Raw genomic sequence first — 21160 nt, 5'->3', positions numbered from 1 at the left:
TAAAATCTCTAAAAAGAGCCAGCCTTATTTTTTTAAAGGCTGGCTCTTTCGGGATTTTAGTTTGTATAATTTTCTTTGACCACACTGGCACATCTTGCACAAAGTGTCGGGTGATCTTTATCTTCCCCTACAGTTTCAGAAACAACCCAGCAGCGTTCACATGTTTCACCAGGATGTTTTTCTACTGCTACTTCTACATAGTCATACGCTTTTCCAATGCCTTTTTCATCTGCAATAACTGCTTCAGAAACAATGAAATACTGATGCAGATGAGCTACGTTTTCAAGCACCTGTCTGGTCTCATCATCAAGTGGAGCTAATGTAATTTTAGCTTCCAATGATTTACCAATAACCTTCTCAGCTCTGGCTTCTTCAAGAGCTTTCAAAACATCGTCTCTCACTTCCATAAAGTGATCCCATTTTCCGACAATTCCTTCTGATCCTGCCACCTTACGTGGTTCAGGAATGTCCGTAAAGTGGACTGTTTCTGCATCAACTCCAGGAATATATTCCCACACTTCTTCAGCTGTATGTGGAATAATTGGAGCAAGGACTTGCACAAGCGTTGTTAAGATTTCGTAATAACCTGTTTGAATGCTGCGGCGACGCGGATGGTCAGCAGCTTCAATGTATAGGATATCCTTCGCAAAATCCAAATAAAAGGAGCTTAAATCAACGGCACAGAAATTATGAACCAGATTGACTACTGGAGCAAATTCAAAGTGCTCATAATTGTCACGGGCACCTTTTAACACTTGCTGCAGGCGATGAAGCATGTAGCGGTCGACTTCCTCCAGCTCCTCATCCTTCACACGGTCTTTAGCCGGATCAAAATCTGCAAGGTTAGCTAATAAGAAACGGAAAGTGTTCCGGATTTTACGGTAGCTTTCAGATGTTTGTTTTAGAATATCATCCGAAATACGCACATCTGCCTGATAGTCAACGCTTGCTACCCAAAGTCGTAAAATATCAGACCCTAATTGTTTTTGTACTTTAGAAGGAACAATGACATTCCCTAATGATTTACTCATCTTACGGCCATTTCCGTCAAGAACAAAACCGTGACTGATGATATTTTTATATGGCGCTTTCCCTGTTACTGCCACAGATGTAGATAATGATGAGTTAAACCAGCCGCGGTACTGATCACTGCCTTCTAAATAGATATCAGCCGGACGATCGAGTTCTGGCCGGTTCATAAGGACACCTTCATGTGAGGAGCCTGAATCAAACCATACATCCATAATATCGACTTCTTTTGTAAATTTACCATTCGGGCTATGTTCTGATGTAAATCCTTCCGGTAATAAATCCTCTGCTTCTCTTTCAAACCAAATATTTGAACCATGCTCACGGAAAAGATCGGATACATGTGAAATGGTTTCATCTGTAATGATTGGTGTACCATCTTCACCGTAAAATACAGGAATAGGAACACCCCAGGCACGCTGTCTGGAAATACACCAATCTTCGCGGTCTCTTACCATATTATAAAGTCTTGTTTCTCCCCAATGCGGGTACCAGTTCACATTTTTAATTTCCTCAAGAATTTCTTGACGGAAGTCCTTGATCGAAGCAAACCATTGTGAAGTCGCACGGAAAATAGTCGGTTTCTTGGTTCTCCAGTCATGTGGATAAGAGTGCGTAATAAATTCTAATTTTAATAAAGAGCCATTTTCATCTAATTTTTCCGTAATTACTTTATTGGCATCATCATAGAATAGCCCTTCAAATCCAGGTGCTTCACTTGTAAAAACGCCTTTTTCATCGACTGGACAGAATGCATCAATACCGTACTTGCGGCAAACATAAAAGTCATCTTCCCCATGACCTGGTGCTGTATGCACACAGCCGGTTCCTGCATCTGTTGTTACATGCTCTCCCAGCATAACAAGCGATTTACGGTCATAGAATGGATGCTGTGCTTCTACCCGGTCAGCTTCCTGACCTTTAAAAGTCTTCACAACAGTAACATCTTCCCATCCCAGCACTTCTTTAACATCTTCAAGCAGAGCTTCTGCTACGACATACTTTTCATCATTAACCTGTGCTACCACATAACTCAAATCTGGATGCAGGCTGATTCCTAAGTTCGCAGGAAGCGTCCACGGGGTCGTTGTCCAAATAATAATTTTTTCGCCGCCATCAAAGACACCTTTCCCATCTGTTACTTCAAAAGAAACATAGATAGAAGGGGAGCGCTTATCCTGGTATTCGATTTCTGCTTCCGCAAGTGCAGACTCCGAAGAAGGAGACCAATATACAGGCTTCAGACCTTTATAAATATAGCCTTTTCGTGCCATTTCTCCAAATACTTTAATTTGGGAAGCTTCATAATCCTTCGTTAGCGTAATATATGGATTATCCCAATCTCCGCGCACTCCTAATTTTTTGAATTGCGTACGCTGGCTGTCTATTTGTCCTAATGCGTATTCTTCACAAAGCTTACGGAATTCTGCAACAGACATCTCTTTGCGCTTCACTTTCTTTTTCTTTGTCAATGCAGTCTCAATTGGCAGTCCATGGGTGTCCCAGCCGGGAACATAAGGAGCATAATAGCCTGTCATTGATTTATACCGGACGATAAAGTCCTTTAAGATTTTATTGAGCGCATGTCCAATATGAATATCTCCATTTGCATACGGAGGTCCATCATGCAACACAAATAATGGTCTTCCTTTTGTACGTTCCAAGCTTTTTTGATACTGATTATTTTCTTCCCAATTCTTTTGACGTTCCGGCTCTTTATTTGGCAGATTTCCCCGCATAGGAAATGCTGTTTTTGGCATTAATAGTGTTTGTTTATATTCCAAGATATTCCCTCCTGTTATTTTCATGACACAAAAATAGATATTTATATACAAAAAGAGTCCTCTAATCCCTAAAGGGACGAGAAGACTCGCGGTACCACCCTTATAAATTTAATGCCCGGCATTAAATTCACTCGAAATCCGTAACGTGGACAGCCGGCTGTTACTACATGTATTCATAACAGCTACTCCAGAGTGATTTTCTAAAAGACTTCTGTATCAGGCTTACACCGTCCCTGACTCGCTTATGCAGAATATTCTTCTATACTTTCTCTTTCATTGTATTACTATAATAGCCGGTTTTCATAAAAAACCTGTGATCATTGACAAGTTGAGTACATTCAGTCAGCAGTCAATACGACAATTTTTATGATAAACCTTAAGATGATTTTTTATACTCTATACTTGTATGAATTATATGTAATATACAAGCCCAAGTCAAGCCTTTAAGATTCATGCTCCATCAGTTCCAGGTCTTCATCTACTTCTGTATCAAATAATTCTTGCCAATCATCTGTACCAAGCATTTCCAGCTGTGCCTGAACAAGCATGCGCATTCTTGAACGGAATACCTTTGCCTGTTTTTTCAATTCTTCTACATCAAGTGAAATTTTCCGTGCTTTGCTTAATGCTTCATTGACAATTCGATCAGCGTTTTTTTCTGCTTCTTTCATAATTAATTTTGCTTCTTTTTGCGCGCTGCCTTTAATATCCTCTGCTGTTTCCTGGGCGACAAGAATCGATTTATTCAATGTCTCTTCAATGTTAGTAAAATGCCCTAACCGTTCCTGAAGCTCTTTTGCCTTCTGATCTAATTCATCTCTTTCACGGATAACAATTTCATAATCTTTCATTACCTGATCGAGGAATTTATTAACTTCATCCTCATCATAGCCCCGGAATCCTCTTGCAAATTCTTTATTATGAATATCTAATGGTGATAGTGCCACCATCTCCACCTCCCTAATCGGTTACAAGCTGTCAATTTCTCTCTTTATTATTCAATAATTCCAGTTCAAATACCAGTACTTATTGTAAAATAGCAGCCGTCATTTTAATTTTGTCTTTCTTCGATCTTCCGCGGATGGCAACTATTTTACTTCTGCCCTTTCCACGTACGGAAAGCATATCACCTTCCTGCAGTTGGAATTTCACATCATCCACTACACGATAATTAACTTTTACGAGCAGTTTTTGAATAAGCACGGCTGCATCTTTTCGGGATAATCCATATATCTCTTTAATCACTGTATCTAATCGCAAGGAAGAGATTGTTTTATCATACTCTTTCCAATTTTCTTTTTTGACAGTTAGAGATTCAAGGGATTGTTCCTTAAAAGAGATACGGGATTTTTTGATGGAGGTCAGATTCATCTGAATAAATGGAACAACCTCTCCCGCTGCCAGCAAATGAATTTTTCCATCTGCTGCCATAATATCTCCAAGTTTTTTACGCTTCACACCCTGTGATAAAAAAGCACCCATTACATCACGATGCTCCAGACTTACAAATTTCTCTGGATAAGCCGCCTCTAAAAGTTGAATTTGAAACATGTCCTTTGTAATGGTTTCATATACAGGGGCAATCACGATTCTTTTCCGTTCGCTGTATTCAGAACCGCCAAAAGCTTCCGTTTGCAGTTCATCTTGACTGGTTCCTAAAAGCATCTGTACAATTTCCTGCTCACGCGGATCCAAAAAATCAGTAAGCTTCGGGACATATGACCGCTCTACCTGGTCTTTCCAGGAAAGAACCTGATCAATAAAAGGCTGTTCTTCTTTTCGAAAATGCTGATAAACTTCCATGGTCATCCCTTTCCCTGAATCTTAAAACATCATTGCAAATTGCATAAAACCCTGTCTTGCGAATTGTAACAAGAGTATTGCAACAATTGGTGAAAAATCTATCATACCAAGCGGCGGAATAAATTTGCGGAAAATCTCTAAGTAAGGCTCACAAATTTTCCCCAGCATCTCCCCAAATTGAGACTCTCTTGCTCCCGGAAACCAGGACATTAAAATATATGCTATCAGTGCAAAGCTGTAAATGCTTAATGCTAAACTTATTATTGAAACGATTTGTGCCAACATCTGCTGCTACCATCCTTTATCATAATCTTCCTGTTCATACAACATTTCAGAAATGCTTCCAGTAATCTCCACATTATCTGGTGTACACAGGAATGTTTCAGATCCTAATTTCTGAATATCCCCTTTCACGGCATAGACCGTTCCACTCAGAAAATCAACAATACGCTTTGCCTGCTGATGATCCACACGCTGCAAATTAATAATTACAGCACGCCGGTTTACAATGTTATCTGCTATGTCCTGAGCTTCATTATAATTTCTCGGTTCTGCCAGGACAACCTTTGAACTCGTATTTTGTATACTGGAAAGGTTCACAACATTTTTACTCGCTGCCGCTGTTTTTTCCTGAGTATGAGGTGGCTTTTCTTCTTGCTCATCTTCTACATACTCATACTCATATTCATCATCCAGAGTGAAATAATTCTTAAGCTTCTTTTTAAAGCTCATTCTCCACACCTCACTTTAAAGTTCTTTGCCAACCAGTTTTGTCCCTATACGGACATGTGTAGCGCCTTCTTCTACAGCAACTTTAAAATCATTACTCATTCCCATAGATAAGTATTCGCATGGTGCATAGTCTAAATGCAGGCTCTGGATGTAATCGCGCAGCAGCCGTAATTTTTTAAACAGCGGCCGGGTCTCTTCTGGATTATCAACATGCGGAGCCATCGTCATCAGGCCAACAATACGTATATTTTCAAATACGGCTAATTCTTTTATAAAGGACGCTACTGCTTCTTCAGCTAATCCATGCTTTGATTCCTCACCGCTTACGTTAACCTGGACAAAACAGGAAACTGTTTTCTGACTCCGCTTATTAATTTCTTTTGCCAAAGATTTCCTATCCAGTGAATGAATATAATCAATATGATGAATAATATCTTTTACTTTTCTGGATTGCAGTGTTCCAATAAAGTGCCATGTGGCGCTTTCTCCAATCTCTTCAAATTTCGCTAAAAATCCTTCATTTCTATTTTCGCCAAGGTTGGCTACCCCGGCAGATAATGCTTCTTTTGCTCGTTCTATTGTAACATATTTTGTTACAGCGATAATATTAATATCTTCTTTATTTCTGCCAGCTCTCTCCGCAGCCCGCTCTATATCTGCTTGAATTTCAATTAGATTTTCACTTACAGCAACCATTCTAATCCTCCATTACATCTCCTGTTTCTCAAAGCCAATAAACCCCAGCATTCTTCCTGTTTTTCCTTTATCACGCCGATGAGAGAAGAATATCGTCTCATCCTGGAAAGTACAATATTTTGTTACCTCTATATTATGACGAAAGACACCAGATTGTACAAGGATATCGACATTAAGCTCTTTTAAATCAATTAAGTATTGATTTGGTGATACTTCCTCTGTAAATTTTTGTTTCTGATCATCAGTAAGATGGGACAATACGAAATCATCCACAACGTAGTTTTCTTTGGAGATACTCGGACCAACTGCAACTTTCAGATCCTTTACAGATGCTCCAGCCTGATCCAGCTTCCGAACCATTTCTCCGGCGATCTGTGCAACAGTCCCTTTCCAGCCGGCATGAGCGATACCGGCTATCCTTGTGGTTGGATCTACAAAAAATAGCGGAACGCAGTCTGCAAAGAAAGCTGTTGCAAGCAAACCATCTGCTTCATTTATAATCAGTCCATCGACTCCAGATATACTGGAATCGGATGAAACACTGCCCTTTCCGGCATCTTCAGTGCCTGACAGATGAATTTTTGTTCCATGAACCTGTTCTCCACAAACCCAGCGGTTAAGCGGTATGTTGAGCTCCCGGCTTAGAATACTCCGATTTTTCAACACTCTTTTCTCATCATCAGATACATGGAGCCCCATATTTAATTGTCTGTAAGGTCCCTCACTTACTCCACCGTTTTTTGTTGTAAATCCTGCAATCAGACCTGGAACTCCCTCTTCCAATGAAGACAAATGAAGTCTTGTCTCACTTTTAAGCTTAAATGGCTCCATGACTCTTTTCCTCTTTTCGCTTTAATGATGCATTCAAATTCCTTTGACTGCTATTTTATAAAAAAGCTTTGATAATCTTTTTAAAATCAATTTTGTGTCTTATTTTAACACATTATATCGATAATTTCTCCTTAATCTTCTGTATAGAGATCTGGTCCTTTTACTTTTTCCACTAAGATAACATCTTCACCAATCCGCACGATTTTTTCCCAGGCAATAAAAAGCTCCCCTGCCTTGGCAAACATTCCTGATTTTTTCCCTTTTCCTTCAGCAATAATTGCAATAACCCTTCCAGTCCTTCCGTCTATCTCTAAATCAACAATATGTCCCAAACGTGTTCCGTCGTCCATAACAATGATTTCTTTTATTTGCAATTCAGATAGTTTCACCATGCCAGCTCCCTCCCTCTTATTATCCTATGCTTGAGAACATGCTTTTTTTCATGGAAAATAAAAAACAGATACTCTTGTCATGCAGATATTCACTTGCATATTAAAAAAAGCCTTACCGCAGTGGGCAAGGCTTATATTCATTCAAACATTTGCTTATTCATTTGGTTGATAGCACCTTTTTCAAGTCTGGACACTTGCGCCTGGGAGATCCCAATCTCATCAGCCACTTCCATCTGTGTTTTCCCTTGGAAAAAGCGTTTATTTAAAATCATTTTTTCTCTTGCGTTTAACCTGTGCATTCCTTCTTTCAAAGATAGCTTATCTACCCATGATGAATCTTTGTCCTTGTCATCGCTCAGCTGGTCCATCACAAAAATAGGATCGCCGCCATCATTGTAGATTGGCTCAAAAAGTGAAACTGGATCTTGAATCGCATCCAGTGCAAAGACTATTTCAGCCTGCTCTACTCCCATTTCCTTTGCTATTTCTGCAGGAGATGGGTCCCTGGATGTTTTACTGATTAATTGCTCTCTGACCTGCAGAGCCCGATAAGCTATATCCCTTAAAGATCTGGATACACGAATTGGATTATTATCCCGCAGATATCTTCTAATTTCACCAATGATCATTGGAACAGCATAGGTGGAAAAACGCACATTATGCGATAAATCAAAATTATCAATAGATTTCATTAAACCAATACAGCCAACCTGAAATAAATCATCCACATATTCACCACGATTATTAAATCGTTGAATGACACTGAGAACAAGGCGCAAATTGCCATTCACTAATTCTTCCCGGGCTGTTATATCATTTTCCTCTTGCATTCGGATAAATAATTTTTTCATTTCATCGTTTTTAAGTACTGGAAGTTTTGATGTATCAACCCCGCATATTTCAACTTTATGTCTTGTCATTCCCGAAAACCTCCCCAATCTTAGATGCTGTTCAAGGACAGTATCTCCCCGGGGAAAGTTTTTATTCAGGGAAAAATTGTAAAAAAAGCAATGATATGCGGAGAATAATTGATATATCAAGCTAAACCATTTTATTAAATTCTTTTTTTAATCGCCGAATAATTTTCTTCTCTAAACGGGAAATATAAGACTGGGAAATTCCCAGCATATCGGCTACGTCTTTCTGCGTTTTTTCATCATCGCCAATTAGTCCAAAGCGTAGTTCCATAATTTGCTTTTCGCGGGCATTTAATTTACCTAATGCTGATTTTAACAATGATTTATCAACATTCGACTCAATACTTTTTGTAATAATATCCTCTTCTGTCCCCAGCACATCTGATAATAGGAGTTCATTGCCATCCCAATCAATATTCAGCGGTTCATCAAAGGAAACCTCAGTCTTTAATTTATTCGTTCTGCGCAAATACATTAGAATTTCATTTTCAATACAACGGGATGCATATGTTGCCAATTTAATCTTTTTTTCTGGATTAAATGTATTTACAGCTTTAATTAAACCAATTGTTCCTATACTGATCAAATCTTCAATATTGATTCCTGTATTTTCAAATTTCCTGGAAATATAAACCACTAATCTCAGATTTCTTTCAATTAACATTGATCTTGCGGCCTGATCTCCTTCAGGAAGTTTTTTTAACAATTCATGTTCTTCCTGTTTGGACAAAGGTGGCGGCAATGCCTCACTCCCGCCAATATAATAGATTTCTTTTGGCTTTAACCCAATCTTTCGCAGAAATTGATACCAGCGTAATTTTAATTTAAATTTCCAAATAGACACTTAACGCACTCTCCTTTATGCAGATTGTATGATAGATTGCTTAATCACAAGTGGATGCAGCAGACAATGATATTGCCCGTCCCGCTCCAGCTCCCCAAATTGCATTCCAATTAATACATTTGCCGTCTGTAAAACGTCATTATTATAAAAAATAGTCAGCTCCTCCGCCCTGATTGCCAGCATGAAAGAATGCGACCCGTCAACTCCCTGATATGGAATCATATGCAATTTATCCTCCCATTTCTTTGGCAGCTGATCGAAAGCAAGCGTCTCCTTCACCTGTTGCAGTTCTTTCCATTCTGTTTCATCAAACCATTGCTTTAAAAATGGCTGATCACAAATAACTACAGGCTGTTTGGTTAAGGGGTCAATCAATTGATTTCCGCTATCAATGTAGCCGACAGATTCAAAAGACTGTTGATTTATCGTCAATTTAATCTTATGCATCTCATCATATTTCACTTGCTCTCCCACGTGCTCGTCCATTCTCCTTTTGGTAAAATACCAGATAATTGGAAAACACGTTACAACAAATAACCAGCTGACAGGATCTCCATAACCTTGATTAAATGTGATAACACCCTCTAACGAAACAGTGATCGGGCGCTGCAGGAAAAAGTGAATCGCCATTAGTCCTCCCCCAATTGCAAAGGATACAAAATAAAAGAGTAATGACAGCTTGACAAAGCGATATAGACTTTTAAAGCCAAACGTACTAAAAATGATGAAAAAAGAATAAATCAACTTACCGGCAACATGATTAAAAAATGAATTTGGATATAAAATTGTCAGCGGAACAATGCATGAAGCAACAAATGCACCAACAAACAAACGAATCTTTCTTGCTGGACTTCGGGCAAGTAGCTGTACGAGCATCAGCAGCATTAAATCCACCATAAAATTTAATGTCCAAACTACGTCTAAGTAAATAGACAATCTTTGCTGCACCCCCCCTAAAATGTTGCTGATGGCCAGTGAAAAAATTACCTTCCATATGCTTTTTGAATATATTTTTTAATAGATAGGAAGTAATGTATGATGAAAAGTATAGACAATTGAAAGAGAAAAGTCTGTCAATTCTTGTGTGCAAAATTAAGCTATTTAACACTTATTCTTAGAAATAATGTCTAATGATTTTTGGAATAAAAGAAGGAAAGGACAAAAAGGCTTACCAGCAGTTATTGCAACAGGTTATGATGGGATAAAGTATTCTTAGGGCACAGATAAACACAGCTCTGGATTGTTTTAAAAAACATATTTATCTATTAAATTTCAGCTCTACATTTTATAAGTCAACTTAGTAAATACAAAACACTATCAAACGAAAGAAATGAGTACATTTCTGCGGATAGAGCCTAACTACGCTATTCTTAAAAAAATGAATCAAAAAAAGCTCTGCATTAGAGAACATTCTCTAATGCAGAGCTTTTCACCTTATATTTACGTCTTAACGATTGCGATTGCGATTTCTAAGGAAAGTCGGGATATCCAGCTCTTCTTCCTCTTGACGAGGCTTAGAAGGCGATGGATTGGAAGTTTCTCTTTCCCTGACAGGATGATTTGATTCATTTGATTGTTTCGCTGCAGCCTGCTGTGTTTGTCCTATATTTGGACGCTGTTGTTTTTGACGGGTGTCTGCCTTTGGTTGTGCATTTTCATCAAAACCTGTAGCAATTACTGTTACAACAATCTCGTCATTGAGATTCTCATTAATAACAGAACCGAAAATTACGTTAACCTCTTGATCCGCGGCAGAAGTAACTAAATCTGCTGCTTCCTGTACCTCATACAGGCTTAAGTTTGTACCGCCGGTGATATTCATTAAAATACCATGTGCCCCGTCGATAGAAGTCTCCAGTAATGGAGAAGAGATTGCTTTTTTAGCAGCTTCTGTAGCTCTGGTTTCTCCAGTTGCGATACCGATACCCATTAATGCGGAACCTTTATCAAACATAATCGTTTTTACGTCAGCAAAGTCAACGTTAATAAGACCTGGTTTAGCAATCAAATCAGAGATACCTTGTACACCTTGACGGAGAACATTATCTGCTTCACGGAATGCTTCAAGCATTGGTGTATTTTTATCTACAATTTCCAGCAGACGATCGTTTGGAATCACAATTAATGTATCCACACTTCCTTTAAGGGTATCGATACCGGAAATTGCCTGTGTTGATCTTCTTCTTCCTTCAAAGGAAAATGGACGGGTAACGACCCCGACAGTCAATGCACCTAAATCTTTAGCTACCTGTGCAATAACCGGAGCTGCACCAGTTCCTGTTCCGCCGCCCATTCCGGCAGTAACAAAAACCATATCTGCTCCTTTTAATACTTCTTCCAGCTGCTCTTTACTTTCTTCCGCCGCTTTCTTTCCCACTTCCGGATTGGCACCGGCACCAAGACCGCGGGTTAATTTCCCTCCAATTTGTATCTTGGATTCTGCTTTGGAAAGATTTAAGGCTTGCGAATCTGTATTTACTGCGATAAATTCAACACCTTCTACCCCATGCTCAATCATACGGTTAACTGCATTATTTCCGCCGCCGCCAACTCCAATAACTTTTATCGTTGCTAATTCTTCCATGTTTGTATCAAAATCTAACATATTATGGTTTCCTCCTAGTCTACTAATTACGAACAATTTCTGATATAAACCTCTGCTGGCAGAAATTAATCAAAGAAATATTTGAATAGATTAGCAAATCCTGATTCTTTTTTCTTCTCTTTTTTCTTTTCTTTCTTTTCACTTGCGGGTCTGGACTGCTTCACTTGACGCTGTTCACCTTCATTTCCAATTGCAACAGCAGGATACAATTCTTTCCCTTGTATTTTTGCGTTACGATAAGCAAACTGCAAGATACCGACACCAGATGTAAATTGTGCTTCTCTGACACCAATATAATCCGGAATAGCTACACGTACATTGGAATAAAACAAATCCTGTGCCAGCTCTAAACTTCCAGGCATCGCAATGGTACCGCCAGTTAATACAAATCCGCCAGGTAATTCCTGATAACCCATTTTTCGAATTTCCCTGTCAACATAAGTATATATTTCTTCTAATCTGGCTTCAATCATATCAGCTAACTGAAGTTGATTAAATACTTGTTTCTGATTACTTCCAATAGTTGTCACTTCAAAAGTTTCTTCTTCAGAAGCATCGTTATAAAACGCATATCCATAATTTAATTTAATTTGCTCCGCTTCTTCTGTAGAGATGCGCAGACCAATGGATAAATCTTTGGTTATATTATCTCCGCCTAAATTGATCACACTTGTTGCAGCCAGATGATCATTTTCAAATACAGATACTGTTGTACATCCACCGCCGATATCAATAAGGGCTGAGCCCATATTCATCTCGTCCTTTGATAAGGCAACAGTTCCAGCTGCGAGCGGCTGAAGACAAATATCCGAGACTTCTAAATTAGCACGCTCTACACACTTCAGGATATTATGAAGAATTGTTTTAGAGCAAGTGATAATCGTTCCTTCCATTTCCAGCCGGACACCAATCATGCCTCTGGGATCTGTAATCTCATCCAATCCATCCACAATAAATTGTTTTGGAATAACATCAATAATTTCCCGTTCCGGGGGAATGGAAATTACTTGAGCTCCGTCAATTACTCTAGTTACATCTTCATCATTAATTTCGCGATTCTCGCTTTGTACAGCCACTACACCATGACACGACTGAAGCTGAATATGATGACCATTTACACCAACTACAACCCGGTGAATTTCCATACCGACCATTCTTTCGGCCTGTTCAACTGCACTTCTGATAGAATGAACAGTCTGATCGATATCAACAATAGCACCCTTCTTCATTCCATTTGATGCTGCAGTCCCTACTCCAATAATATTTAAAGAGTCATGTTGTACTTCTCCAATAATTACTTTTATAGTATTTGTCCCAATATCAAGACTAACTAATATTTCACTGTTGTTCAAAAAAGAGCACCTCCCCGTAAAAATATGCCTGTGATATTTTTACTGTCACGTTATCCTTTGTATAGTCTTTAATTCTAAAAGAAAATGAATAAAAAATAAACATATTTTATGCTTATTTTTTCAAGTAACCTATTTCTATAAAAATCGACAGTATACCATTCGTTAAAAAAGGATGATATATGACTTTATTCTGCAAATTATTCATTTCCTGTTTCTTCATCTGTTTCCATATCATCTTCAATATCTACTTCTTCTATCTCATTTTTTTGGAAGGATTCAAAATAGACGCCGACCCCAATATGAATTATACCACTATCTTCCTCTTCAAGTTGAGAAACAATTGATGGGTAGTAATCCAATTTATCAAACATTTGGTCTGCTTTCCCCTGTACCAGAAAGCCATCACTCATATAGATCGTAACACTCATGGCCTCTTCATCTGTATCTGACTCATTCCGTTCAACTTCAGAAATCATATTAAAAATACTCGGACGAACATCCTGCATTTCTCCTGCCAGCTCTTTTAATTGCTCTTCATTAAATCCTGTCATTAACGGAGCGTTGCTTAGAGAATCCTGTGTATTTTGCTGGATAACTTGGCCGTCCGCCAGAACTGGATAATACTCCCTGCCGTCCTGGACATAACCAAGAACAGGCTGCTCTTCCACCTCAATCTCAACAGTACGTGGAAAGCTTCGGGTAATAGATGCTTGTTCAATGACCGGATCATCTTCTATTTGTGCTGCAGCAGAAGATGCATTCATAGACCAAATATTTGATCCTTCTGTTAAGCCCGATTCATCTATTATGTACTCATCCGTTAAAAATACATTACCGTTTACTTCAATCGACCGTATCTCACTCAATGGAGATTGTAAATAAACAATAATAGCAATGAGAAAGAAAAATATAGATAGATAAAATATTAATCGCCTGTTCGCTTTTTTCTTTCTAGCTTGTTTCAACTTTGGGATTCGATCCTCAATAGAAACGATATTTTTATCACTCATCTCCATTTCTTCCTTTGCCCATTATTTTAAGAGAATACAACTGCATGAGTCCATTCCCTCGTATTTACAAAAATTATATCACAAATTAAGGTGCTACACGCAGATGACTTCGATTGTTTATAAAGTTTTTTCCTTTTTTTTAGAAAAACACTAGCAGATCCTGCTAAAAAACAAGAATTGCAGCGTTGTAACGTGAAATCTTTAGCAGATTATCTTTAAATAATAATCCACACACCCATTTTCTAAGCAAAAAAACGATTTGTTCAAAACTGTAGCTGAAATGTACGTATAAATGTGGTTATTCAACTGGCTGACGAAGGAAAAACATGGAGTCTCTTGTGGGAAAGCGCAAAAAACGTTGTGCCAATAATGAACTGACATACGTTTTGCATGGAGGAAATGAGTTCAGAGCCGGCGGAAACATATTATTTTCCGCCGCTTAAGATTACTCATCCTGCAGTAATCCGCTAAACCGCCTGATGATATCTGATCTATCATCGATAAATTTTAATGCAGGCTTTTATTTCCTAATAGTTTAAAAGATTGGTTTCGTACTTTTCTCCATACTTTTGGCATGTCTGCTGATACTTAGCAGAATACCTACTGCACAAAGAGTCAAGGTTAACGAAGAACCTCCATAGCTGAGAAAAGGAAGTGTAATTCCTGTAACTGGAATCAATCCTATAACCACACTAATGTTAATCATCGCTTGTAACGCCAGCATCCCCGCTACTCCAATTGCTAACAGTCTGCTAAATAAATCTGGTGCTTCAATTGCAATTTTAATTCCTCTCCATAATAACAGAAAAAACAATAGAATAGTTGTACAACCTCCAATTAAACCTAGTTCTTCTCCAATTATAGAAAAAATAAAATCCGTCTGTGGTTCAGGAAGATAAAAATATTTTTGCAAGCTGTTACCTAACCCCAGTCCCATCAATCCTCCCGGCCCAATTGCATAGAGAGATTGAATAATTTGAAACCCATGCCCCAAAGGATCCTCCCACGGATTCAAAAAAGCTAAAATCCGGTTAATCCGGTAAGGAGCAGAAGCTATCAATCCGATAAATCCAAGTACGCCAATACCTGCTAAGCAAAAGAAATGGGACAGCCTTGCTCCGGCTACAAAAAGCATAATCATACATGTCAGCACAAGCACCATTCCTGTACCTAAATCCGGCTGAAGCATAATAAGACCAAACGCTGTAAAAATTAATAGCAAACATGGCAAGAAACCTTTTTTAAATGAAGTAATATATTTTTGATGGTCAGAAAGAATAGATGCCAGAAAAATAATAAGTCCCAATTTCATAAATTCAGATGGCTGAATACTGAATGCTCCGATACCAATCCAGCTCTGTGCTCCTCCGCGAACCATTCCAATTCCCGGGATAAGTACAAGTATAAGAAGAGCAAAACAAGCAAATAATAATATTTTTGCGTACTTTTTCCACATATAATAGGGAAAATAAGAGATAATAACCATTCCAATAAATCCGATTCCAGCAAATAAAAGCTGCCGTTTCAGATAATAAAATGAATCATTGAACTTATACTCTGACCAGATATAAGATGAACTGTACACCATCAATACACCGAGACATAAGAGAGTTATAATTATTCCAAATAATATTTTATCAACTTTATTTTGATTTTGAATAAATTTAAACAAAAATACCCCTTCTTTCCATGAAATTAAACTTAGGAAATAGGGGCAATTTGAAATATATTATTTACTGATCGGCTTGTCCGAGTTTGTTTACGATTATTATTCCTGATCCATTAATTGTTCAAGCCCCTTAATTTATTGTATGAACAGCCTGAACAAATATGTCTCCTCTTTCTTCAAATGTTTTATATTGATCCCAGCTTGCACATGCCGGAGAGAGTAACAGAATATCTCCAGCCTCTGTTAATGTAAATCCGGTCTTTGCAGCGTCATCAACACCTTCTGCATACTTTATCACCTGGACGCCTGCTTCTCTTCCTATACGCTCTAATTTTGACGCAGTCTCTCCAAATACAACCATTGCTTTTACATTTTTCAAATGAGGAATAAGCGCATCAAATTCATTCCCGCGATCCAGTCCGCCAGCAAGCAGCACAATTCCTTTTTTAAAAGAATCCAGTGCTTTTTGAGTGGCTAATATATTTGTTGCTTTCGAATCATTGTAAACGTATCTGCCCTGTTTCATTCCAACAAACTCTAAACGATGCTTCACACCGGAAAAGGTTTTTAAGACATGCTGGATACCTTCATTTGTTGCTCCATTTATTTTTGCTGCAGCAACTGCTGCCAGGATATTCTCTAAATTATGCTTCCCGACCAGGACGATATCTTCCAGCGGTATAATTACTTCATCAAAAAAGTATACATATGTGTCATCTGCCCAGGCGCCTTCCTGATCCAGCTTTGCCGTTACAGAAAACGGAATTTTTTTTGCATCAGTATGAATTACTCTTTCCTTAAGAGTAGAATCATCCGCATTATATACAAGATAATCATCTGCTTGCTGATTTTTAAATATATTACATTTTGCATTCACATAGCTTTCTAAATCTCCATGATAATCCAGATGTGCTTCATAAATATTTAACAGTACCGCTGTCGTCGGACGAAATTTTGATATTCCTTGTAATTGAAAGGATGACAGCTCAATAACCATTCTTTCACCTGCCTGCATCGTTTGCGCCACTTCCGTAGCAGCAATTCCTATATTGCCGGCAAGCTTCACATTGCAATCACTACATTTCAGCATCTCTGTAATCAATGTAGTAGTTGTGGTTTTTCCATTTGAACCGGTAATCCCTATGACAGGCTGCTGTGTTAAGTAAGACACAAGCTCCACTTCTGTAATTACTGGGATCTTTTGCCTCAATGCTTCTGCAATAATCGGATGGTCATACCGGATGCCGGGATTTTTGATAACTATCTCTATTCCCTCTAAAACACTTAAAGGATGAGAACCCAGAACAACCTGTGCACCTCTTTTCTGAAGCTCCTGAACAAAAGCATCATCATAGGAGGCCGCCTTATCATTCACTGTTACATCTTTCCTGTTGTCTAAAAGGACCCTGGCAGCAGCAGTACCGCTTCGGGCTAATCCTAAAACAAGCACTTTTTCCGGAAATTGTTTCATTGTCTTCATTACATACCCACCTCAATATAAATTGCAAGAATTGCAAATAGGAGTCCGGCAAACCAGAACGTTGTAACGACTCTCCACTCAGACCATCCTACTAATTCATAATGGTGATGTAACGGACTCATTTTGAAAATACGCTTTCCAGTTGTTTTAAAGGAAATAACCTGAATGATAACGGATAATGTTTCAATAACAAACACGCCGCCAATAATAATTAATAAAATCTCCAGCTTTAAAAGTATTGCAATTGCTGCAATAGCTCCTCCCAGTGCCAATGACCCTGTATCTCCCATAAACACTTTGGCAGGATGCGCATTAAATACTAAAAATCCCAGTAAAGCACCGACCACTGCTAAAGAAAAAACGGTTACCATATCGTTAGGTATGCCATACCATGCAATAATTGCAAAAGCACCGAATGCAATCGCTGCTGTACCGGCCAATAAACCATCTAATCCGTCTGTTAAGTTAACAGCATTGGAAGCCCCTACGAGCATTACAATAATAAGAACTGCATAGAACCAGCCAATATCAAATTGAAAGGATGTTCCCGGAATTGCAATCTCTGTTGAGAAATCTTGGCCGCGTAAAACAAAATAAAATATAAGTGCAATAATAATTTGCCCAAATAGCTTCTGTTTTGATGTTAATCCTAAGTTTCGTTTCATTGCTACTTTTATATAGTCATCTAAAAATCCTAATAAACCATAGCCAAATAATACAAAAAGTAATAACCATAGTTCATAGCCTATTCCACTATCCGTTCTCATTCCCATAATCAGGGATGTAATGACAATACTGAAAACTATCATAATTCCGCCCATTGTCGGAGTTCCTGATTTCTTTTGATGAGATTCCGGGCCTTCTTCTCTAATACTTTGTCCAAACTTTAATCGTCTTAAAAAAGGGATAAAAATTGGAGATAGAAGAACTGTAATAAGAAACGCTACTGCGATTGTAATTAATAAACCTGTAATATTCATTTTCTCTCCACCTCATTTGTAACCTTCTATAGATGTGTTAAAAAAACACGATAGAATCAGTGCAATTCTCATGGGTTTGTTCTTTAGCTCCCAATATACCACACTGATTCCATTTCCTGACTGTTTTAAATACACCTATAAGATGTCTTTAACATAATTGCTCTAAAAATGTTTCAAATTTCATTCCTCTCGATGCCTTCAACAAGATAAGGTTTTCCGGCTGCAAATATTTTTCTACATGACCCGCAAGTTCATCTTTGTCTGCTAAATGTACAGCAGGCAGCTCAGGAAGCTTCTTTTTCAGCTCATCATGTATGTAATAGGAATTGTTTCCATACGTATAAACAGCTGTAATCTCAGAATTAATCACGTCTGCAACCCCTCTATGAAATTCTTCCGCATAATCACCAAGCTCTAAAATATCACCAAGAACAAGAATTTTATGGTGATATCCTTTCATTTCTTCCACTACTTGAATGGATGCCTTCATAGAGGCGGGGGAAGCATTATAAGCATCATTAATTACTGTAATACCTTTTTTCCCCTTATGCTTTTCAAAGCGCATTTTTGTCATCTCTAATTGCCCAAATGCTTTTTGAATTGCCTCAGATGCTATTCCCAGTTCATAAGCCAGCTTAATAACATAAGCTGCATTTTTCGCATGATGCCTTCCTAAGAGTGGAATTTGATAGGATTCCTTGCCAACCTCAAAAGTAGTTATCGTTTCTTCAACTGCTATATTGCTGACAATGACATCATTATCCTTGCCAAGTCCTACTCGTGTTTTACGAACTGGCACCACGGCATCTGTTAAAAGAGGCTCATCCCCGTCAATAATTAACATACCCTCAGGCTTTATTCCTGAAACAATTTCTAATTTTGCTTTGGCAATTCCCTCCTTGGAACCCAAATTTTCAATATGCTGCCCGTCAATATTTGTAATTATTGCGATATCAGGCTCACCTATATTACTTAAAAGCTCTATTTCACCAAAGTGGTTCATACCCATTTCCAAAATCAGCACTTCTGTCTTCTGGTCCATAGATAAAATCGTTAATGGAAGTCCAATATGATTATTGAAATTTCCTTTTGTTGCATGAGTTTGAAAGGTTGTCTGCAAAACAGCTTTTGTCAGATCTTTTGTAGTTGTTTTTCCATTTGATCCAGTAATGCCGATTACAGTTGGATTAATTTTCTTACGGTAAACAGCCGCAAGCTCCTGCAGCGCCTTTACCGTATCCTCCACAAACAGAACCAGAAGAGAGGAAGGAAGATTTGGAGGAAGCGGCGTTTCCCTTTGCCAAAAGGTTGCAACTGCTCCATTCTCTACTGCTCCCTCAATAAATTGATGCCCGTCAAACCTTTCTCCGGAAATAGGCACATAAAGTCCATTATGAGAATCAGCACGACTGTCTTTAATCACTTCATGAATTTCTAAACCAGCTGGCACATCCCCTTGATGCCGGGGGAATAATTCCATTAATTGTGATGCAGTAAACAACATGCCCTACTCCCCCTTCTCTTTAATTGCTATCCTGGCAACTTGGCGATCATCAAAATCATACTTTGTTGTGCCGACAATTTGGTAAGTTTCATGTCCTTTACCTGCTATCAGAATAATATCGTCTTTTTGAGCAAGCTCTACAGCATGCTTAATTGCCTCTGTACGGTCAACAATCACTTCAAAGACTGCTTCTTTATCAGATAAATGACTTGTCATATCATCCAAAATTCGTACCGGATCCTCTGTGCGCGGATTATCCGATGTAAATAGGGCATGATCTGCGTACTTCACTGCAACATCTGCCATTAACGGACGTTTTGTACGGTCCCGGTCGCCTCCGCAGCCAACCACGACATAAACTTTACGCTTCGCAAATTCCCGGCTGGTCTGCAATACATTTTCCAGGGAATCAGGAGTATGCGCAAAATCAACAATCACAGAAAAATCCTGTCCTTCATTAATTGGCTCAAACCGCCCATCTACTCCTTTAATCTCCTCCAAAGCCTCTTTAATCACTTCTAAATCCACATTAGATGCGATTGCAGCGCTGCTTGCAGCAAGCATATTATACACATTGAACATGCCGATTAAATGGGTTTTAATATGTGTTGTCCCTATTGGCGTCACAAGATTAAAAGCTACACCGGCAGGAGATAAGATAATATTTTTTGCCATAACATCCGCATCCTGCTTACAGCTATATGTGATTACCTGCTGGGCTGTACTGCGTTTTAATAAATCACTGGAGTCATCGTCCTCATTGATAATAGCATATTTCTTCTTGCCTTGATGATAATCATTTCCCAATCCAGAAAAAAGAAGACTCTTCGCTCTTAAATAATCATCCATATCTTTATGATAATCAAGATGATCCTGCGACAGATTTGTAAAAATACCAATATCATAATCACAGCCAAAAACTCTTCCCATGTCTAAGGCATGCGAAGAAACTTCCATTATAACTTGCTCTGCTTCCTTTTCCTGCATTTGATGAAAGATACGATTTAACTCTAACGAATCAGGCGTTGTATTTGCTACCGGGAATGTTTCATCACCAATTTTCACTTGAATACTGCCAATGATTCCAGATTTTTTACCCTGTTTTTCAAAAATAGTATCTAATAAATAAGTTGTTGTTGTTTTCCCATTCGTTCCCGTAACACCAATCAGCGGAAATTTTGCTGTCGGGTAATCATAGTATGCTGCTGCGAGCATTGCCAATGCACGTCCTGTATCCTTTACGCGGATGAGCGGGATACCCCCGTCAACATCCACGTCTTTACAGACAACTGCTGCTGCAGCGCCATTGTCTATTGCCTGCTTTAGAAAGTCATGACCATCTACGGTATAACCTTCAATACATACAAACAAACTGCCGGATTCTACTTTTCTGGAATCCATTTCTACATTTACAATTTCTATATCCTGTATTGATTCTGTTGTCTGATAGAATCCTATTCCATCTAATAGTTCTTTAAGCTTCATTTTTACACCCTATTTCTATTCTTTTCCTCTTAATGTATTCTTAAGCA

The 21160-nt window shown here is 38.4% G+C and carries 19 protein-coding genes and 1 other annotated feature; all 19 genes read right to left on the bottom strand.

Going from position 1 to position 21160, the window contains the following annotated elements:
- Window positions 1-56: 56 nt before the first annotated feature.
- The 19 genes from ileS to BN1068_RS01530 all read right to left on the bottom strand — a co-directional run bounded on the left by ileS (window position 57) and on the right by BN1068_RS01530 (window position 21113).
- Window positions 57-2813, bottom strand: a complete 2757-nt coding sequence (gene ileS, locus BN1068_RS01620; RefSeq protein WP_077601099.1) for an isoleucine--tRNA ligase — start codon at window positions 2811-2813, stop codon at window positions 57-59.
- Window positions 2814-2882: 69 nt separating this feature from the next.
- Window positions 2883-3099, bottom strand: a binding site (T-box leader).
- 157 nt (window positions 3100-3256) lie between these two features.
- Window positions 3257-3760: a DivIVA domain-containing protein gene (locus tag BN1068_RS01615; RefSeq protein ID WP_077601503.1), complete on the bottom strand. Its 504-nt coding sequence runs from the start codon at window positions 3758-3760 to the stop codon at window positions 3257-3259.
- A 79-nt stretch (window positions 3761-3839) separates the two neighbouring features.
- Entirely contained in the window at window positions 3840-4616 is a 777-nt protein-coding gene (locus tag BN1068_RS01610) for a YlmH family RNA-binding protein (RefSeq protein WP_077601098.1), read from the bottom strand.
- Between the two features lie 21 nt (window positions 4617-4637).
- Window positions 4638-4898 (bottom strand): YggT family protein, encoded by a 261-nt coding sequence (locus BN1068_RS01605; RefSeq protein WP_139344703.1) that lies wholly within the window; start codon window positions 4896-4898, stop codon window positions 4638-4640.
- Between the two features lie 9 nt (window positions 4899-4907).
- Window positions 4908-5348: a cell division protein SepF gene (locus BN1068_RS01600; protein ID WP_077601096.1), complete on the bottom strand. Its 441-nt coding sequence runs from the start codon at window positions 5346-5348 to the stop codon at window positions 4908-4910.
- A gap of 15 nt (window positions 5349-5363) precedes the next feature.
- Window positions 5364-6044, bottom strand: coding sequence for a YggS family pyridoxal phosphate-dependent enzyme (locus BN1068_RS01595; RefSeq protein WP_077601095.1), 681 nt, complete (start codon window positions 6042-6044; stop codon window positions 5364-5366).
- Between the two features lie 12 nt (window positions 6045-6056).
- On the bottom strand, window positions 6057-6875 hold the full coding sequence (pgeF, locus tag BN1068_RS01590; protein WP_077601094.1) for a peptidoglycan editing factor PgeF: 819 nt from the start codon (window positions 6873-6875) through the stop codon (window positions 6057-6059).
- 131 nt (window positions 6876-7006) lie between these two features.
- On the bottom strand, window positions 7007-7267 hold the full coding sequence (locus tag BN1068_RS01585; protein WP_077601093.1) for a YlmC/YmxH family sporulation protein: 261 nt from the start codon (window positions 7265-7267) through the stop codon (window positions 7007-7009).
- Window positions 7268-7404: 137 nt separating this feature from the next.
- A complete protein-coding gene (sigG, locus tag BN1068_RS01580; RefSeq protein WP_077601092.1) occupies window positions 7405-8187 on the bottom strand; it encodes an RNA polymerase sporulation sigma factor SigG in 783 nt (260 codons plus the stop codon).
- 121 nt (window positions 8188-8308) lie between these two features.
- On the bottom strand, window positions 8309-9022 hold the full coding sequence (sigE, locus tag BN1068_RS01575) for an RNA polymerase sporulation sigma factor SigE (protein ID WP_077601502.1): 714 nt from the start codon (window positions 9020-9022) through the stop codon (window positions 8309-8311).
- 21 nt (window positions 9023-9043) lie between these two features.
- Window positions 9044-9964, bottom strand: a complete 921-nt coding sequence (gene spoIIGA, locus BN1068_RS01570) for a sigma-E processing peptidase SpoIIGA (RefSeq protein ID WP_077601091.1) — start codon at window positions 9962-9964, stop codon at window positions 9044-9046.
- A 511-nt stretch (window positions 9965-10475) separates the two neighbouring features.
- On the bottom strand, window positions 10476-11633 hold the full coding sequence (ftsZ, locus tag BN1068_RS01565; protein WP_077601090.1) for a cell division protein FtsZ: 1158 nt from the start codon (window positions 11631-11633) through the stop codon (window positions 10476-10478).
- A 65-nt stretch (window positions 11634-11698) separates the two neighbouring features.
- Window positions 11699-12985, bottom strand: coding sequence for a cell division protein FtsA (ftsA, locus tag BN1068_RS01560; RefSeq protein ID WP_077601089.1), 1287 nt, complete (start codon window positions 12983-12985; stop codon window positions 11699-11701).
- Between the two features lie 197 nt (window positions 12986-13182).
- Window positions 13183-13995, bottom strand: a complete 813-nt coding sequence (locus BN1068_RS01555; RefSeq protein ID WP_077601088.1) for a cell division protein FtsQ/DivIB — start codon at window positions 13993-13995, stop codon at window positions 13183-13185.
- A 535-nt stretch (window positions 13996-14530) separates the two neighbouring features.
- Entirely contained in the window at window positions 14531-15667 is a 1137-nt protein-coding gene (gene spoVE / locus BN1068_RS01550; RefSeq protein WP_077601087.1) for a stage V sporulation protein E, read from the bottom strand.
- 127 nt (window positions 15668-15794) lie between these two features.
- The gene (gene murD / locus BN1068_RS01545) at window positions 15795-17144 is read right to left on the bottom strand and encodes a UDP-N-acetylmuramoyl-L-alanine--D-glutamate ligase (protein WP_077601086.1); all 1350 of its coding nucleotides are present in this window, start codon (window positions 17142-17144) and stop codon (window positions 15795-15797) included.
- Complete coding sequence (mraY, locus tag BN1068_RS01540; RefSeq protein WP_077601085.1) at window positions 17144-18124, bottom strand: phospho-N-acetylmuramoyl-pentapeptide-transferase; 981 nt, start codon at window positions 18122-18124, stop codon at window positions 17144-17146. Before mraY ends, murD begins: the two co-directional genes overlap by 1 nt.
- A 148-nt stretch (window positions 18125-18272) precedes the next feature.
- Window positions 18273-19628, bottom strand: a complete 1356-nt coding sequence (locus BN1068_RS01535) for a UDP-N-acetylmuramoyl-tripeptide--D-alanyl-D-alanine ligase (RefSeq protein ID WP_077601084.1) — start codon at window positions 19626-19628, stop codon at window positions 18273-18275.
- Window positions 19629-19631: 3 nt separating this feature from the next.
- A complete protein-coding gene (locus BN1068_RS01530) occupies window positions 19632-21113 on the bottom strand; it encodes a UDP-N-acetylmuramoyl-L-alanyl-D-glutamate--2,6-diaminopimelate ligase (protein WP_077601083.1) in 1482 nt (493 codons plus the stop codon).
- Window positions 21114-21160 lie beyond the last annotated feature (47 nt).

Source organism: Oceanobacillus sojae (genome assembly GCF_900162665.1).
Taxonomy (GTDB): domain Bacteria; phylum Bacillota; class Bacilli; order Bacillales; family Amphibacillaceae; genus Oceanobacillus; species Oceanobacillus sojae_A.
This window is presented reverse-complemented; position numbering and strand designations above follow the sequence as displayed.

Bases quoted from the DNA above. Each gene is read 5' to 3' on its own strand.
- BN1068_RS01610 (WP_077601098.1), bottom strand. From the start codon at position 4,616: ATGGAAGTTTATCAGCATTTTCGAAAAGAAGAACAGCCTTTTATTGAT.
- BN1068_RS01600 (WP_077601096.1), bottom strand. From the start codon at position 5,348: ATGAGCTTTAAAAAGAAGCTTAAGAATTATTTCACTCTGGATGATGAA.
- BN1068_RS01595 (WP_077601095.1), bottom strand. From the start codon at position 6,044: ATGGTTGCTGTAAGTGAAAATCTAATTGAAATTCAAGCAGATATAGAG.
- pgeF (WP_077601094.1), bottom strand. From the start codon at position 6,875: ATGGAGCCATTTAAGCTTAAAAGTGAGACAAGACTTCATTTGTCTTCA.
- BN1068_RS01585 (WP_077601093.1), bottom strand. From the start codon at position 7,267: ATGGTGAAACTATCTGAATTGCAAATAAAAGAAATCATTGTTATGGAC.
- sigG (WP_077601092.1), bottom strand. From the start codon at position 8,187: ATGACAAGACATAAAGTTGAAATATGCGGGGTTGATACATCAAAACTT.
- ftsZ (WP_077601090.1), bottom strand. From the start codon at position 11,633: ATGTTAGATTTTGATACAAACATGGAAGAATTAGCAACGATAAAAGTT.
- BN1068_RS01555 (WP_077601088.1), bottom strand. From the start codon at position 13,995: ATGAGTGATAAAAATATCGTTTCTATTGAGGATCGAATCCCAAAGTTG.
- murD (WP_077601086.1), bottom strand. From the start codon at position 17,144: ATGAAGACAATGAAACAATTTCCGGAAAAAGTGCTTGTTTTAGGATTA.
- mraY (WP_077601085.1), bottom strand. From the start codon at position 18,124: ATGAATATTACAGGTTTATTAATTACAATCGCAGTAGCGTTTCTTATT.
- BN1068_RS01535 (WP_077601084.1), bottom strand. From the start codon at position 19,628: ATGTTGTTTACTGCATCACAATTAATGGAATTATTCCCCCGGCATCAA.
- BN1068_RS01530 (WP_077601083.1), bottom strand. From the start codon at position 21,113: ATGAAGCTTAAAGAACTATTAGATGGAATAGGATTCTATCAGACAACA.